Origin of the sequence: Neorhizobium sp. T6_25 (assembly GCF_002968555.1) — a bacterium.
In the GTDB taxonomy this organism is placed as follows: domain Bacteria; phylum Pseudomonadota; class Alphaproteobacteria; order Rhizobiales; family Rhizobiaceae; genus Neorhizobium.
Genome location: NZ_PVBL01000002.1, coordinates 170,590 through 186,284, shown reverse-complemented (window position 1 = coordinate 186,284; position 15,695 = coordinate 170,590). Strand labels below are relative to the sequence as shown.

The window sequence follows — 15,695 nt, the reverse complement described above, 5'->3', positions numbered from 1 at the left end:
TTGTTGCTGTCAATTATTTTAGGTCAGAACCCGATATTCCCGGACCCTCTCTTAACGCCTTTAAAACGGCGTATCCAGCCTTGAAATGAAAGTGGACACCATGCACAGCTATCCCGACGTCAAGCTTTTCATCAACGGCGAATGGCGCGATGCCATCGGCGGCGAAACCATCGATGTTTCCGATCCCGCGACGGAAGAAGTGATCGGGAAAATAGCCCATGCCCGCAAGGCGGACCTGGACCTGGCGCTGGAAGCCGCCGAAAAGGGTTTCAAGATCTGGCGCGACACCTCGCCCTTCGACCGTTCGAAGCTGATGCGCAAGGCCGCTGACCTGCTGCGCCAGCGCGTCGACCAGATCGCCTATTACATGACCCGCGAACAGGGCAAGCCGCTCGCCCAGTCGAAGATGGAAGTCATGGGCGCCGCCGACACGATCGACTGGTTCGCCGAAGAAGCCCGCCGCACCTATGGCCAGATCATCCCGGCCCGCATGAGCGGCGTCTCGCAGATGGCGATCAAGCTGCCGGTCGGCCCGGTCGCCGCCTTCACGCCCTGGAATTTCCCGCTCAACCAGGTGGTCCGCAAGCTCTCCGCAGCTCTTGCGACCGGTTGCTCGATCATCGTCAAGGCGCCTGAGGAAACGCCCGCTTCGCCTGCCGAACTGATCCGCGCCTTCATCGATGCTGGCGTGCCTGCAGGCGTCGTCAACCTCGTCTACGGCATTCCGGCCGAGATTTCCGAATACCTGATCCCGCATCCGGTCATCCGCAAGATCTCGTTCACCGGCTCTACCCCGATCGGCAAGCATCTGGCCGCCCTTGCCGGCAAGCACATGAAGCGCGCCACGATGGAACTCGGCGGCCATGCGCCGGTGATGATCTTCGACGATGCCGATCTCGAAAAGGCGATCGAAGTCACCGCCATGTCGAAATTCCGCAATGCCGGCCAGGTCTGCGTCGCCCCGACCCGCTTCCTCGTGCAGGACGGTATCGCCGACAAGTTCACCGCCGGTTTCGTCAAGGCGGCACAGGCGATCAAGGTCGGCAACGGCCTGGAAGACGGCGTCACCATGGGTCCGCTCGCCAACGAGCGCCGCATCCCGGCCATGGAAGCCTTGATTCAGGACGCCATCACCCATGGCGGCGAGTTGAAGACCGGCGGCCATCGCATCGGCAACAAGGGCCACTTCTTCGAGCCGACGGTGCTCTCCGAAGTGCCGACATCGGCCAAGATCATGAACGACGAGCCCTTCGGCCCGATCGCGATCATCAACCGCTTCTCGCATTACGACGATGCGATCGCGGAAGCCAACCGCCTGCCCTTCGGCCTCGCCTCCTACGCCTTCACCGGCTCGGTCAAGACCGCCCATGCGCTCAGCCGCCAGGTGGAAGCCGGCATGCTGACCATCAACCACAACGGCCTGGCCCTGCCGGAAGTACCGTTCGGCGGCATCAAGGACTCTGGCTACGGCACGGAAGGTGGCTCGGAAGCCACCGAAGCCTATCTCGAAACCCGCTTCGTCAGCCAGATGAGCTGATTTGACGGTTTTTTCGAACCGATTTCTCGACGCCGGTCGGTGCCCCTGCACCGGCCGGCGTTTTTCTTTGCCCTTGTCCGCGTCCTTCGAGTCAAATACCAAAACAAACAGTGAACATCGGATGAAGCGCCATGGCCGAGACTGAAGCAGCACCGCTCCTGAAGGAAATCTTCAACCGCGATCGCCTCGGGCATTTCGCGGCGGAGACCAAGGCCATCCATCCCGGATTCGATGGCGAACGCTTTCTGACGCTCACTTCCGCCGGTCTCGACGATCTGAGCATCATGCAGCGCCTGCGCCAGATCGCCATTGCCTACCACGCAGTCCTGCCAGGCGGGTTCGAAAAGAATATCGACATCCTGCGGGCACTGGCACCGCGCATCAACCACGGCTTCGCCTCCATCGTGTTGCCGGAATATGTGGCGCTCCACGGCCATGACCATTTCGACCTGTCGATGGATGCGCTCGCCTTCTTCACCCGCTTCGGCTCGTCGGAATTCGCCATCCGGCATTTCCTCCTGAAGGACCTCGCCCGGACGCTGAAGGTGATGGAGCGCTGGTCGCGGGACGACAACGAGCACGTGCGCCGACTTTCGAGCGAAGGCTGCCGGCCGCGCCTGCCCTGGTCGTTCCAGCTGAAGGAACTGATTGCCGACCCCTCGCCTGTCGCGCCGATCCTCGAAAACCTGAAGAGCGACCCGAGCCTTTACGTGCGCAAATCCGTCGCCAACCATCTGAACGACATCACCAAGGACCATCCTGCCTGGGTGCTCGACAGGATCGCCGACTGGCCGAAGGACGACCCGCGCACCGTTTGGATCATCAAACAGGCGCTGCGCACGCTGATCAAGAAGGGCGATGCGGAAGCGCTGCACCATCTCGGCGCCGGCGAGAAGGCGGAGGTAAATATCGACAGTTTCACGGTGACGCCGTCGTCGCTGAAACTCGGCGGCGCGGTGAAGATATCGGCCAGGTTGGTATCGACCGCGTCGGCGCCGCAGAAGCTCGTCATCGACTATGCGGTCCACTACGTGAAGAAGGCCGGCGGCACGTCGAAGAAGGTCTTCAAGTGGAAGGAGATCACGCTGGGTGCCGGCGAGAGCTGCGAACTCACGATCAGCCGCGCCATCCGCGATTTTACCACTCGCGTGCACTACGCCGGCCGACATCCGGTCGAGCTGGTGGTCAACGGCGAGGTGCTGGCCGAGGGTGCGTTCGAGCTTCTGGCTTAAGCTTTTTCGGCCAGGTTGGCGGGTGCGGCCCCCTCACCCCGCCTCCGCTTCGCTCGGCGGACCTCTCCCCAAGGGGAGAGGATGGCCTTTTCCCTCTTCGGTAAAGAAGGCAACGAAGACCGTGCTGCATAACCCCTTCTCCGCAGCGGGGAGAAGGTGGCCCGAAGGGTCGGATGAGGGGGCGGCACTGGCGCAGTGCCTATAGTGTCAGAATCTCTTCTTGGCGAAGTCACCCAACGAGAACCGCCTAGACCGCGAACACTTTCGCCCGCCGCAGCGTCACAAAACCGCCCTCGCCCGCCTTCACAGCCCGCTCCGGCTCGACGTCGAATTCCAGCTGTTCGCCGGTCTCGGTGGTCGCCAGCACCCGCCGTCCGTCCGGGCGGTCGAGCACGCGGGTGATGCTGGCCGGAATGCCCGGCCCCTGCCCGGACCAGTCGAGATCGGCGGGGCGGGCGTAGAGTTCCGCCTTGCCGTCCGCAATGCCGGAAACGTCGATTGCAGCACCGCTTGCATAGGCCTTGCCGTCGCGCACTTCGGCGGCGAGCACGTTGGTATCGCCGAGGAACTTCATCACGAAGGCGGATTGCGGATTGCGGCAGACTTCTTCCGCCGTGCCCCGCTGGATGATGTGGCCATCCTTGAGGATAACGACGCGATCGGCGAGATCCAGCGCCTCCTCCTGGTCGTGGGTGACGAAGATCGTGGTGATGCCGAGCTCGCGGTGGATCTCACGCAGCCAGCGGCGCAGGTCATGGCGCACGTTTGCGTCGAGTGCGCCGAACGGCTCATCGAGCAGCAACACCTTGGGATCGACCGACAGCGCCCGGGCCAGCGCCACGCGCTGCCGCTGGCCGCCGGAAATCTGCGCCGGGAACCGGTCGCCGAGACCTTCCAGGCGCACCAATCTCAGCAGCTCTACGACACGCGCATCGATCGCCGCCTTCTCGCGCTTCACTTTCGAGACCTTCATGCCGAAGGCGATGTTTTCCGCCACCGTCATGTGCGGAAACAGCGCGTAATGCTGGAAGACGAAACCGACGCCGCGGTCGCGCACGGGAATGTCGGTGGCGTCCTGGTCGCCGAAATAGATGTGGCCGCCATCGGCATATTCGAGGCCGGCGACCATGCGCAGGATGGTCGTCTTGCCGGAACCGGACGGACCGAGCAGCGCGACGAGTTCGCCGCTTTCGATCGTGAGGGAGACATCCCGCACGGCGCGAAAGGTCTCGAAGGTTTTGACGACGTTTTCGAGGCGGATTTTCATTGGGTTTTCTCCGCGGGATTGGCGACCAGAGCAGGGCGACGGACGCGGCCGGCCCCCTGGCGCTCCAGCGCCACCTTGGCGATGATGGTGAAGACGGCGATGAGCGCCAGGATGGAGGCCGCGGCAAAGGCGCCGGCCGCCTGATAGTCGTGATAGAGCAGCTCGATATGCAGCGGCAGCGTATTGGTCTGCCCGCGAATATTGCCAGAGACGACGGAGACCGCGCCGAACTCGCCCATGACGCGGGCGTTGCAGAGCACGACGCCGTAAAGCAGCGCCCATTTGATGTTCGGCAGCGTCACCGAGAAGAAGGTCCGCCAGCCGGACGCGCCGAGCGAGGTGGCGGCCTCCTCAAGATCGCGGCCCTGCGCCTGCATCAGCGGGATCAATTCGCGGGCGACGAAGGGGGCGGTGACGAACATCGAGGCGAGGATGATGCCGGGGATCGCGAACAGGACTTTGATCCCGTATTCGTCCAGCGTCGGACCGAAGACGCCCTGCAGGCCGTAGACGAAGAGATAGGCGACACCCGCGACGATCGGCGAGACCGAAAACGGGATCTCGATGACGACCAGCAGGAAACGCCTGCCCCAGAAGTCGAACTTGGTGATCGACCAGGCGGCTGCGATACCGAAAGCCGTGTTGACCGGCACTGCGACGATTGCCGCAAACACCGTGAGCCCGATCGCATGCAGCGTATCCGGATGACTGATCGTGTCGCGATAGACAGCCCACCCCTTCGAAAATGCCTCGACGCCGATGACCACCAGCGGCGCAACGATCAGCAGGGCGACGATCACCAGAACGATGCCGATCAGCATTCGGCGGAAGAGCGGCTGGTCGCCGACGCGCGGCGGCTTTCTGCCTGTACGGGTCGCGCCCATGGTCACCCCCTCACCGTGTAACGAAGCGCCCGCGACTGCATCCAGTTGGTGAGCGCAAGCATGACGAAGGCCGCAATCAGCAGCACCGAGGCGATGGCCGCCGCGGCCTGGTAATCGTATTCCTCCAGCCGGATGAAGACGAGAAGTGCGGTGATCTCCGTCGACATCGGCTGGTTGCCGGCGATGAAGATGATCGCACCGAACTCACCGAGCGAGCGGGCGAAGGAGAGCGACACCCCGGCGAGCAGCGCCGGGGTCAGAAGCGGCAGGATGACTTTCCGGAAAATCTCCCAGTCCGAGCCGCCAAGCGACTGCGCCGCCTCTTCCAGCGCCGGATCCAGATCTTCCAGCACCGGCTGCACCGTGCGCACGATGAACGGCAGCGAGGTGAAACACATCGCGATCATGATGCCGAGCGGCGTATAGGCGACCTTGATCCCGAGGTCGGCAAGGATGGAACCGAACCAGCCATTGGTGGTGAAAAGCGCCGTCAGGGCAATGCCGGCCACCGCCGTCGGCAGCGCGAAGGGCAGATCGACCATGGCATCGACGATCCGCCAGCCCGGGAACCGATAGCGCGTCAACACCCAGGCGAGCGCCAGGCCGAAGAACAGGTTGAAGACAGTGGCGCCGAGCGCCGAAAGCACGGTGACGCGGTAGCTCGCGAGCGCCCGGGACGAGGAGACGATCCGCCAGTAATCCTCCGGGCCAAGGCTCGCGGCCTTGAAGACCAGAGCTGCCAAAGGCAGGACCACGATCAGCCCGACATAAAACAGCGTCACCCCCAGCGACAGGCGTAACCCGGGCAGGACATTGCGTCTCAAGCGGTCGTTTCCTCTTTGCACGGCAAAGCCCGGCGAACTTTCGTTCGCCGGGCGAGGCTTGGTTAAAGTCCAGTCTGCGCTTAGCGGCTGCCGTACAGCTTGTCGAGAGTGCCGCCGGAGGCGAAGTGGTCCTTCTGGATCTTGTCCCAGCCGCCGAAGACGTCATCGACCTTGACGAGACGGATCGCCGGGAACTGATCCTTGAATTCGCCGGCGACCTTTTCGTTCTGGACGCGATGGCCGAACTGGGCAGCGATCCGCTGGCCTTCTTCCGTATAGAGGAAGTCGAGATAGGATTTCGCGAGGGCTTCGGTGCCGTGCTTCTTAGCGACCTTGTCGACCACCGCGACCGGGAATTCGGCGAGCAGGCTGACCGACGGGATGACGCTCTGCACCTTGTCGGCGCCGTACTGCTTGACGATGCCGCGGGTCTCGGCCTCGAATGTGATCAGCACGTCGCCGGTTTCGCGCTCGACGAAGGTGGTGGTGGAGGCCCGGCCGCCGGTATCGAAGACCGGGACGTTGTCGAAGATCTTGGTGATATAGGCATCGATCTTCTCTTCGTCGCCCTTATAGGCTTCCTTGGCCCAGGCATAGGCGGCGAGATAGGTATAGCGGGCGTTGCCCGAGGTCTTCGGGTTCGGGAAAACGGCATGCACGTCAGCGCGAGCGAGGTCGCCCCAATCCTTGATGTTCTTCGGATTGCCGGCGCGCACCAGGAACGACGGGAAGGAATAGAAGGGCGAGGCGTTGTTCGGGAATGCCTTGGTCCAGTCCTTGGCAACGAAACCTTGTTTGGCGAGAAAATCGATGTCGGTCGACTGGTTGAAGGTCACGACGTCGGCTTCAAGGCCTTCGGCGATCGAACGGGCCTGCTTCGAGGTGCCGGCATGCGACTGGTCGATGGTGACGCCCGGATGGCTCTTGATGAAGGCCTCATTCTCGGCGACGAACAGCTCGCGCGAAACGTCGTAGGAGGCGTTGAGCAGCTTCGTCGGAGACTGGGCCAGCGCGGGGGTAACAAAAAGCGCGGCCAAGGGCGCAATAAGCGCGGTGCCGAGGATCAGGAGGCGGTTCATGCAAGTCTCCGGTGTTGGATTGTGCCGGTGAAACTACCGGTACGCCCAGCAAACGGCGAGGAACCGCGGACTTTCCTTTGGTACGGCGTTAGAAATTTTGTCCATTATTCGCCATGAACGGCGGAGCTTTTCGCGCGTCATCCGAACCGGCGCTGCGTCATTGGAAGAGGCAGCACCGGAAGTCTCGGCAAAGCCCTGTCGCTGCATCGTCAGGCGACGACGCGCGGGACATCCATCTCGTGGATAGCCTTCCTGATCTCCGTGCGGAATTCCGGAGTGTCGTGGTGACCGTGCACGGAAATGGCATGCTGCACGGCTGCATTGACGAGTTCATCCGCGTTGTCCGCCGAGATCGCAACGGTGCATTTCATCTCGCTCGGAAATTCGCGGCAATCGATGTATTGGCGTCCCATGTCTGCCTCCATCACAAGCCCTGAACCGATTGGCCAGAGGACGGGAATTTACTCCCTTTGCGCAGAGGAAACAAACACCGCCTGCCTGATCAATCGGCCTAGCTCGTCCTGCCCGCCTTCTCCCGCAGCATCTGGATGATGGCGGAGAAATCCTCCGCGCCGTGCCCCGTCCTTTCAAACTCGGCATAAAGCTCGGCCGCATGGGCACCGAGCGGCGTGGCGGCGCCAGACTGTCTTGCGGCCTCCTGCGACAGCGCCAGGTCTTTCAGCATCAGCGCTGCGGCAAAGCCCGGCCTGTAGTCGTTATTCGCCGGCGAGGTGGGCACCGGACCCGGCACCGGGCAATAGGTGGTGAGAGACCAGCACTGGCCTGACGAGGTGGAGGCGACGTCGAACAGCGCCTGATGCGAAAGGCCGAGCTTTTCCGCGAGGCCGAATGCTTCGCAGACGCCGATCATCGAGATGCCCAATATCATGTTGTTGCAGATCTTTGCCGCCTGGCCGGCGCCGGCGTCGCCACAATGGACGATCTTCTTTCCCATCCCCTCGAGGATCGGCTTGCCCAGGGCGAAAGCCTTTTCCGAACCGCCGACCATGAAGGTGAGCGTTCCGGCCGCCGCTCCGCCGGTGCCGCCGGAGACGGGTGCATCGAGCGAGATGCAGTTCATGACATCCGCCAGTTCATGTGCCTTGCGGGCGCTTTCCACGTCGATGGTCGAGCAGTCGATGACGAGAGTGCCCTCGGGGATGAGCGTGGTGAGATCGGTCCACACGGCCGTGACGTGCTGCCCCTTCGGCAGCATGGTGATGACGCATTCCGCATCGCGCACCGCCTCCGCCAGTGCGCCGGCAGCCTTCACGCCCGTCTCGGCGGCCGCCTTCACCGACGCTTCCGACAGGTCGAAACCGCGCACCTCATGACCGGCTTTCACAAGATTGGCGGCCATCGGCCCACCCATATTGCCAAGGCCCACGAAAGCGATCTTGGTCATGTCTTCCTCCCGTCGTCGTTGTTGTTTTAAAGTCTGTGATCCGGAAACAGAACCGGATGCCGCGCACTGAAATAGCGGTCGATATCCGTATCGCCGACCTCCTCCAGCGTTGCCGGAGACCATTTCGGATTGCGGTCCTTGTCGATGATCGCGGCGCGCACGCCCTCGTAGAAATCGTGGTTGCGCAGGATTTCGGCGCCGGCGGTGAATTCCCGCTCCAGGCATTCGACAAGGCCCGAACTGTCGCGGCCAAGTCTGATGAGCCGAAGCGCGAGCTTGAGGCTGGTCGGCGAGCGCTTGGCGATGATGTCGCGCGTCCTGGTGGAGAATTCATCATCCTCTCTATTCAGGGCTTCCACAACCTCCTCGACCGTGTCGAAGCGGAAAACCCGGTCGATCAGGTCGCGATGGGCTTCGAGTGGGCTTTCACCCGGCGTAACGGCGAAACGATCGATCACCGCCCTCACCTGCTCGTCCGACGCGCCGCCTTTCAGTTCCCCCAGCGCCTCGACAAGCAGGCCGAGCCGTTCCGAGGGCACGTTCACGTCGGCAAGATTGGTATAGATGGCGTCTGCCGCGCCGATCACCTCGCCCGTCAGCCCCATCCAGGTGCCGGTCTCGCCGGGCGCGCGCGGGAGCAGCCAAGTTGCACCGACATCCGGGACGTAGCCGATGCCTGTCTCGGGCATGGCAAGACGGGTGCGTTCCGTGACGATCCTGTGTTTTCCGTGCGAGGCGACGCCGACGCCGCCGCCCATGACGATGCCGTCCATCAGCACCACATACGGCTTTTCGTAGCGGGAGATCATGTAGTTGACCGGGAATTCCTCGCGCCAGAATCGCGTGACGTCAGGATCGTCCGACTTGCCGCTCTCGTAGATGACCCGGATATCTCCTCCGGCGCAAAGACCGCGCTCTCCCTCGCCTTTCAGGATGACACAGGAGATTTCCGGATCGCGCGCAAACTGCTCCAGCGCCTGCTTCATCGCCCGCACCATGGCGAAGTTCAGGCTGTTCAGTGCCCTCGGCCGGTTGAGCCCGATGATGGCGGCCGAACCGATGCGGTCGATGAGGACTTCGTCGCTCTGGATGGAGGTATCGGGCATGCGTTTCTCCGGTCTACCGATTGTCCGCCAGGATCATCTCGGCCGCCTTTTCGGCGATCATGATCGTCGGCGAATTGGTGTTGCCGGAGACTATATTGGGCATGATCGAGGCATCGGCGATACGCAGCTTTCCGACTGCGCGCATTTTTAGCCGGGGATCGACGACGCTGTCCGGATCGGATCCCATACGTGCGGTGCCGACCGGGTGGAAGATCGTCGTGCCGATGTCGCCGGCCGCCCTTTCGAGGTCCGCATCGGTCTCGTAGGAGGGGCCGGGCCTGTATTCTTCAGGATGATAGCGCGCAAATGCCGGTTTCCTGACGATCTCGCGGGTGATCCGGATCGACTTGACGGCGACGTCGCGGTCGGCGGCCGTCGACAGGTAGTTCGGATGGATGCCCGGAGCCGCGGCAAAATCCGGGCTTTTCAGATGCACGGACCCGCGGCTCTCGGGACGAAGATTGCAGACGCTCGCGGTCATTGCCGGGAACGAGTGGACCGGTTCGCCGAACTTGTCGAGCGACACCGGCTGGACGTGATATTCGAGATCCGGCGTCTCCTTGTCGGGACCGGATTTGGTGAAGATGCCGAGCTGGCTCGGCGCCATCGACATCGGCCCGGAGCGCCGGAAGGCGTATTCCAGCCCGATCGAGGCCTTGCCGATCAGGCTCGACGCCTTTTCGTTGAGGGTCGGAACACCGGTCACCTTGTAGACGAGGCGGAGTTGCAGGTGGTCCTGCAGGTTCTCGCCGACAGCCTTGACCTCCTTGACCACTTCGACACCCGCGTCTTGCAGGACATCGCCGCGGCCGATGCCGGAGAGTTCTAGAATATGCGGCGTGCCGATGGCGCCGGCGCTGAGCACGGTTTCGCGTCTTGCATAGGCCTTCTTCGCCACCCCGTCGTGCTGGAACTCGACGCCCTTCACCTCGCCGTTTTCGATGATCAGCTTTCGAACATGCGCCTTGGTGAGCACGGTGAGGTTCGGCCGCTTCATCGCCGGGCGCAGGAAGGCCTTGGACGTGTTCCAGCGGATCCCGGAGCGCTGGTTGACGTCGAAATAGCTGGAGCCCTCGTTGCTGCCGCGATTGAAGTCGTCGACGATCGGGATCCCGGCCTCTTCCGCCGCCTTCTGGAAACTGTCGAGCACGGCCCAGCGAAGACGCTGCTTTTCGATGCGCCATTCGCCGCCAGCGCCGTGCATCTCGTCGGCGCCCTTGTAGAAATCCTGCGATTTCTTGAAGATAGGCAGGACATCGTCCCAGCCCCAGCCGGTGCAGCCCATCTGCCGCCACATGTCGTAGTCGTAAGCCTGCCCGCGCATGTAGATCATGCCGTTGATCGACGAGCAGCCGCCGAGGATCTTTCCGCGCGGATAGGAGAGCGAACGGCCGTTCAGCCCCTCTTCCTTTTCGGTGGTAAAACACCAATCGGTGCGCGGATTGTTGATGCAGTAGAGGTAACCGACAGGAATATGCACCCAATGATAGTTGTCATTGCCGCCCGCTTCGAGGATCAGCACCCGGTTGCCCGGGTCCTTCGATAGCCGATTGGCCAATACGCAGCCGGCGCTGCCCGCCCCGATGACGATGTAGTCGTAATTTTCCATGCTTATGCTCCAGGGAGAAGCGCCCCGCGAGCCATGCCCGCAAGCCGCATCCCTGCGCCCTCCCTCTATCTTATCGTCTATGCTCGAAACCGAGCTTCCGGCCGAGCCGGGAGGCGTAGAATTCCCCGATAATGCCCCGCCGGAAAACGAGGACGCAGACCATGAAGATCACGCCGGTGACGATGGTCACCGGGAATTGAGACGTCGCCAGATAGTTTTGCAGCGTGACCACCAGGCCCGCGCCGAAGATCGGCCCGATCAGCGTGCCGATGCCGCCGAGAAGCGTCATCAGGATCACTTCGCCCGACATCTGCCAGGCGACATCCGTCAGCGTCGCGAACTGGAAGACCAGCGACTTCAGCCCGCCCGCAAGGCCTGCCAGGGCCGCCGACATCACGAAGGCCCCGAGCTTGTAGCGGGCGACGGAGTAGCCGAGCGAGATCGCGCGCGGCTCGTTCTCGCGGATCGACCGGAGGATCATGCCGAAGGGCGAGTTGATGAACCGCCAGATGATCACCATGCCGATCAGGAACACGGCCAGCACGAAGTAATACATGTTGGTCGAGCTGTTGAGACCGATGAAACCGAACAGATGGCCGCGCGGCACCGACTGGATGCCGTCCTCGCCTTGGGTGAACTCCGCCTGCAGGCAGAAGAAGAAGAACATCTGCGACAGGGCGAGCGTGATCATCGCGAAATAGATGCCCTGCCGGCGGATCGCGAAGAACCCCATGACCAGGCCGAGCAATGCTGCACCGACGACGCCGGTCAGGATACCGAGTTCCGGCGGAAAGCCCCATTCCTTGACCACATGGGCGGTGAAATAAGCCGCGCCGCCGAAGAAGGTCGCGTGGCCGAAGGAGAGCAGCCCGGTATAACCGAGCAGCAGGTTGAAGGCGCATGCAAACAGCGCGAAGCACAGGAGCTTCATCAGGAAGATCGGGTAGAAGAACATCGGCGCGAGGATCAGAGCCGCCAGGCCGATGATCACGAAGATCGTGTAGGTCCTGGAAGCGGTGGCCGATCGCTCGATACGCGGCTTGGCAGCGGTTTGGGTCATCTCGCTCATCTCACGCATCCCGTCCGAAAAGGCCGGCTGGCCGGAGCAGAAGCACGATTGCCATGATCACGAAGATCACGATGTTGGATGCTTCCGGATAGAACACCTTGGTGAGGCCCTCTGCAATACCGAGCATGTAACCGGTGACGATGGCGCCCATGATCGAGCCCATGCCGCCGACCACGACCACTGCGAAAACCACGATGATGATGTTCGAGCCCATCAGCGGCGAGACCTGGTAGATCGGCGCGGCGAGCACGCCCGCGAAGGCGGCGAGCGCCGCACCGAGCCCGTAGGTGAGCGTCAGGAGCACCGGCACGTTGACACCGAAGGCCTGCACAAGCACCGGATTTTCGGTCGCGGCACGAAGATAGGCACCGAGCTTGGTCTTCTCGATCAGCAGCCATGTACCGATGCAGGCAACCAGCGACACGACGACCACCCAGCCGCGATAGATCGGCAGGAACATGAAACCGAGATTGGTGCCGCCGGCAAGCTGCGTCGGCACCGAATAGGGCTGGCCGGCCGCGCCGTAGAGATAGCGGAACGTGCCCTCGATGGTCAGCGCCAGGCCGAACGTGAAGAGCAGGCCGTAGAGTGGATCGAGATCGTAGAGCCGCGACAGCATCGTCCGTTCGATGATGGCTCCGAACAGGCCAACGACGATCGGCCCGAGGATCAGCGCGGCCCAGTAGTTGATGCCGAAATACTCCAGCATCAGCATCGCCGCAAAGGCGCCGAGCATGTACTGCGCGCCATGGGCAAAGTTGATGACGCGCAGAAGGCCGAAGATGACCGCCAGGCCGAGGCTCAGAAGCGCGTAGAAGGACCCGTTGATCAGGCCGATCAGGAGCTGCCCGAGAAAGGCCTGAAGCGGTATGCCGAAGATCATCGTCATAACGTTACACTCCCAGCACTTTATGCAGCATGTCCATCTTGCCCGGCAGCTCAGCCACCGGGAAATTCGCGACCATCCGCCCATGGTCCATCAGGTAGAACCGGTCGGCGACCCGGCTCGCGAAGCGGAAATTCTGCTCCACCAGGAGCACCGTCATGCCACGCTCCTTCAGCGTCTTCAGCACCTCGCCGATCCGCTGCACGATGACCGGCGCCAGGCCTTCGGTCGGCTCGTCCAATATCAAAAGCTTGACGCCGGTGCGCAGGATGCGGGCGATCGCCAGCATCTGCTGCTCGCCGCCGGAGAGTTTCGTGCCGGGGCTGGAGCGGCGTTCCTCAAGGTTGGGGAAGAGCTCGTAGATCTCCGCGAGCGACATGCCGCCTTCGGCCACCACCGGCGGCAGCATCAGGTTTTCCTCGACGGTCAAGGTCGAAAAGATGCCGCGCTCCTCCGGCACGAAGCCGATGCCGTTATGCGCCGTGCGATGCAGCGGCACGCCGAGCATATCCTTGCCCGCGAAACGGATTTCGCCTTTGCGCTCGCGGATGATGCCGACGATGGTCCTGAGCGTCGTTGTCTTGCCGACGCCGTTGCGGCCGAGAATGGTGATCGTCTCACCCTCGCCGACCGTCATGTCGACTCCGTGCAGGACGTGGCTTTCGCCATACCACGCGTTGAGGTTGGAAACTTGCAACAAGGGCGCCATCAAGCCTCCTCCGTGCCCATATAGGCGGTGCGGACGCGCGGGTCCTGGCTGACGGTGGCGTAGTCGCCCTCGGCGAGGATTTCGCCGCGCTGGAGCACCGTCACATGGTGGCAGATGTCGGCGACGACGGAGAGATTGTGCTCGACCATCAGCACCGCACGGGTCTTTGCCACCTCGCGAATGATGTTGGAAACGGTGCCGATATCCTCCTGCCCCATACCGGCCATCGGCTCGTCGAGCAGCAGCACCTTGGGATCGAGCGCCAGCGTCGTGGCGATCTCCAGCACGCGCTTTCGGCCATAGGAAAGGTCGGCGGCGAGCGCATTGCGCTCGCGCTTCAGGCCGACCGACTCGATCAATTCGTCTGCCCGCGCATTCAGCCGATCGAGCGAAGAGACCGGCAGCCAGAACTGCGTCGAAAGCCCGTTCGTCCGCTGCAGCGCGACGCGCACGTTGTCGAGCACCGTCAGATGCGGAAAGACTGCCGAAATCTGGAAGGAGCGGACCAGCCCCATGCGGGCGATCCTGTCCGGCGGCGTTTTGGTGATATCGGTGCCCAGAAGCGTGATCGAACCCGCCGTCGGCTGCAGGAACTTGGTGAGCAGGTTGAAGACGGTCGTCTTGCCTGCGCCGTTCGGGCCGATCAGCGCATGGACGCGCGCATCGTAGACGTCGAGATCGACGTTTTTCACCGCCATGAAGGCGCCGAAGCTTTTCGAGAGGCCGCGGGCGGATAATACCACCCGCGGCTCTTCTTGTTTTGCTGTTGCGGAAACCGCCATTACTTCACCAGTTCGCAGCCGCTCTTGGCGGGATCCATGTAGGCGTCCTTGCCCGGGATGGTGGCGAGTACGGTGAAATAATCCCAGGGCTCCTTGCTTTCGCCCGGCTTCTTGACCTGCAGCAGGTACATGTCGTGGATCATCCGGCCGTTCTTGGCGACCTTGCCGCCGCGGGCGAAGAAATCGTCGACCGGCATTTCGTGCAGCGCCTTGGAGACGGCATCCGCGTCGTCGCTGCCGGCCTTCTGGATTGCCTTCAGATACTGGGTGACGGCGGAATAGGTGCCACTATGAACCATGTTCGGCATCTTTTTGGTGCGGGCGAAGAACTTCTTCGCGAATTCGCGGCTCTTGTCGTCGAGGTTCCAGTAATACCCCTCGGTCAGGGTCAGGCCCTGGGCCGCCTGCAGGCCGAGGCCGTGCACTTCGGCGAGCGTGAAGAGCAGTGCCGCAAGCCGCTGGCCGCCGGCGGTGATGCCGAATTCCGCGGCCTGCTTGATGGCGTTCGACGTGTCGAGGCCGGCATTGGCAAGGCCGATGACCTTGGCGCCGGAGGACTGTGCCTGCAACAGGAAGGACGAGAAATCGGTGGTGGCGAGCGGATGGCGGACCGCGCCGACAATCTTGCCGCCGGAGGACTTCACGAAGTCGCCGGTCTGCTGCTCGAGCGAATAACCGAAGGCATAGTCGGCGGTGAGGAAGAACCAGCTGTCGCCGCCCTGCTTGACGAGCGCGCCGCCGGTGCCGACCGCAAGCGCATGCGTATCATAAGCCCAGTGGAAGCCGTAGGGGCTGCAGGCCTTGCCGGTCAGATCGGTGGTCGCCGCGCCCGTGACGATGTCGATCTTCTTCTTTTCCTTGCCGATCGCCTGCACGGCGAGCGCCACGGACGAGGTCGTCAGCTCCATGATCGCATCGACCTGCTGGGTATCGTACCACTGGCGGGCGATGTTGGAGGCGATGTCCGCCTTGTTCTGGTGGTCGGCATCGACGATCTCGATCGAAGCCCCGAGAACCTTGCCGCCGAAATCCTCGACCGCCATCTTCGCCGCCTCGACCGACGACTTGCCGCCGAACTCGGAATAGACGCCCGACTGGTCGTTCAGGATGCCGATCTTGACCTTGTTGTCGGACGCACTCTGCGCGAATGCCGCGCTGCTTGCGAGAACGACGGCCAGGGACGTTACAAGTGACGTCATAATTGTCTTGCGCATAATTTCTCCTCCCAGAGAATAGGCCCAGAAAATTTGAAGGGTCTGTTCAAAATTGGTGAGCCGTTCTCCTCAAAGCGGCTGCTCCAGATTGC

General features: G+C 62.6%; 15 protein-coding genes. 2 read left to right on the top strand and 13 right to left on the bottom strand.

Annotated features, from left to right (window positions below):
* Positions 1–100: 100 nt before the first annotated feature.
* Both C5L10_RS03050 and C5L10_RS03045 read left to right on the top strand, forming a co-directional pair.
* Positions 101–1,537: an NAD-dependent succinate-semialdehyde dehydrogenase gene (locus tag C5L10_RS03050; protein WP_038589985.1), complete on the top strand. Its 1,437-nt coding sequence runs from the start codon at positions 101–103 to the stop codon at positions 1,535–1,537.
* Positions 1,538–1,668: 131 nt separating this feature from the next.
* Positions 1,669–2,769, top strand: a complete 1,101-nt coding sequence (locus C5L10_RS03045; protein ID WP_105428487.1) for a DNA alkylation repair protein — start codon at positions 1,669–1,671, stop codon at positions 2,767–2,769.
* A 247-nt stretch (positions 2,770–3,016) separates the two neighbouring features.
* Here C5L10_RS03045 and C5L10_RS03040 read toward each other — a convergent pair whose 3' ends face one another.
* The 13 genes from C5L10_RS03040 to C5L10_RS02980 form a co-directional block, all read right to left on the bottom strand.
* Positions 3,017–4,036: a sulfate/molybdate ABC transporter ATP-binding protein gene (locus C5L10_RS03040; RefSeq protein WP_105428486.1), complete on the bottom strand. Its 1,020-nt coding sequence runs from the start codon at positions 4,034–4,036 to the stop codon at positions 3,017–3,019.
* Positions 4,033–4,920 carry a sulfate ABC transporter permease subunit CysW gene (gene cysW, locus C5L10_RS03035; protein WP_105428485.1) on the bottom strand — a complete coding sequence of 296 codons (888 nt, stop codon included), beginning with the start codon at positions 4,918–4,920 and terminating at the stop codon, positions 4,033–4,035. Before cysW ends, C5L10_RS03040 begins: the two co-directional genes overlap by 4 nt.
* Before the next feature lie 2 nt (positions 4,921–4,922).
* Positions 4,923–5,744: a sulfate ABC transporter permease subunit CysT gene (gene cysT, locus C5L10_RS03030; RefSeq protein WP_046634406.1), complete on the bottom strand. Its 822-nt coding sequence runs from the start codon at positions 5,742–5,744 to the stop codon at positions 4,923–4,925.
* A gap of 80 nt (positions 5,745–5,824) precedes the next feature.
* A complete protein-coding gene (gene cysP, locus C5L10_RS03025) occupies positions 5,825–6,823 on the bottom strand; it encodes a thiosulfate ABC transporter substrate-binding protein CysP (RefSeq protein ID WP_046666498.1) in 999 nt (332 codons plus the stop codon).
* A 209-nt stretch (positions 6,824–7,032) separates the two neighbouring features.
* Positions 7,033–7,236, bottom strand: coding sequence for a DUF1059 domain-containing protein (locus C5L10_RS03020; RefSeq protein WP_038545604.1), 204 nt, complete (start codon positions 7,234–7,236; stop codon positions 7,033–7,035).
* Between the two features lie 98 nt (positions 7,237–7,334).
* Complete coding sequence (gene mmsB / locus C5L10_RS03015; protein WP_105428484.1) at positions 7,335–8,228, bottom strand: 3-hydroxyisobutyrate dehydrogenase; 894 nt, start codon at positions 8,226–8,228, stop codon at positions 7,335–7,337.
* A gap of 26 nt (positions 8,229–8,254) precedes the next feature.
* Positions 8,255–9,334 (bottom strand): enoyl-CoA hydratase/isomerase family protein, encoded by a 1,080-nt coding sequence (locus tag C5L10_RS03010; protein WP_105428483.1) that lies wholly within the window; start codon positions 9,332–9,334, stop codon positions 8,255–8,257.
* A gap of 13 nt (positions 9,335–9,347) precedes the next feature.
* The gene (locus C5L10_RS03005; protein WP_105428482.1) at positions 9,348–10,943 is read right to left on the bottom strand and encodes a GMC family oxidoreductase; all 1,596 of its coding nucleotides are present in this window, start codon (positions 10,941–10,943) and stop codon (positions 9,348–9,350) included.
* A gap of 70 nt (positions 10,944–11,013) precedes the next feature.
* Complete coding sequence (locus tag C5L10_RS03000) at positions 11,014–12,012, bottom strand: branched-chain amino acid ABC transporter permease (RefSeq protein WP_105428481.1); 999 nt, start codon at positions 12,010–12,012, stop codon at positions 11,014–11,016.
* A gap of 1 nt (position 12,013) precedes the next feature.
* Positions 12,014–12,901, bottom strand: a complete 888-nt coding sequence (locus C5L10_RS02995; protein WP_046666492.1) for a branched-chain amino acid ABC transporter permease — start codon at positions 12,899–12,901, stop codon at positions 12,014–12,016.
* A gap of 4 nt (positions 12,902–12,905) precedes the next feature.
* Positions 12,906–13,607 carry an ABC transporter ATP-binding protein gene (locus C5L10_RS02990; protein WP_046666491.1) on the bottom strand — a complete coding sequence of 234 codons (702 nt, stop codon included), beginning with the start codon at positions 13,605–13,607 and terminating at the stop codon, positions 12,906–12,908.
* Positions 13,607–14,389, bottom strand: coding sequence for an ABC transporter ATP-binding protein (locus C5L10_RS02985; RefSeq protein ID WP_046666490.1), 783 nt, complete (start codon positions 14,387–14,389; stop codon positions 13,607–13,609). The genes C5L10_RS02990 and C5L10_RS02985 overlap by 1 nt, the downstream gene beginning before the upstream one ends.
* Entirely contained in the window at positions 14,389–15,588 is a 1,200-nt protein-coding gene (locus tag C5L10_RS02980) for an ABC transporter substrate-binding protein (RefSeq protein WP_371411912.1), read from the bottom strand. The genes C5L10_RS02985 and C5L10_RS02980 overlap by 1 nt, the downstream gene beginning before the upstream one ends.
* Positions 15,589–15,695: the final 107 nt, after the last annotated feature.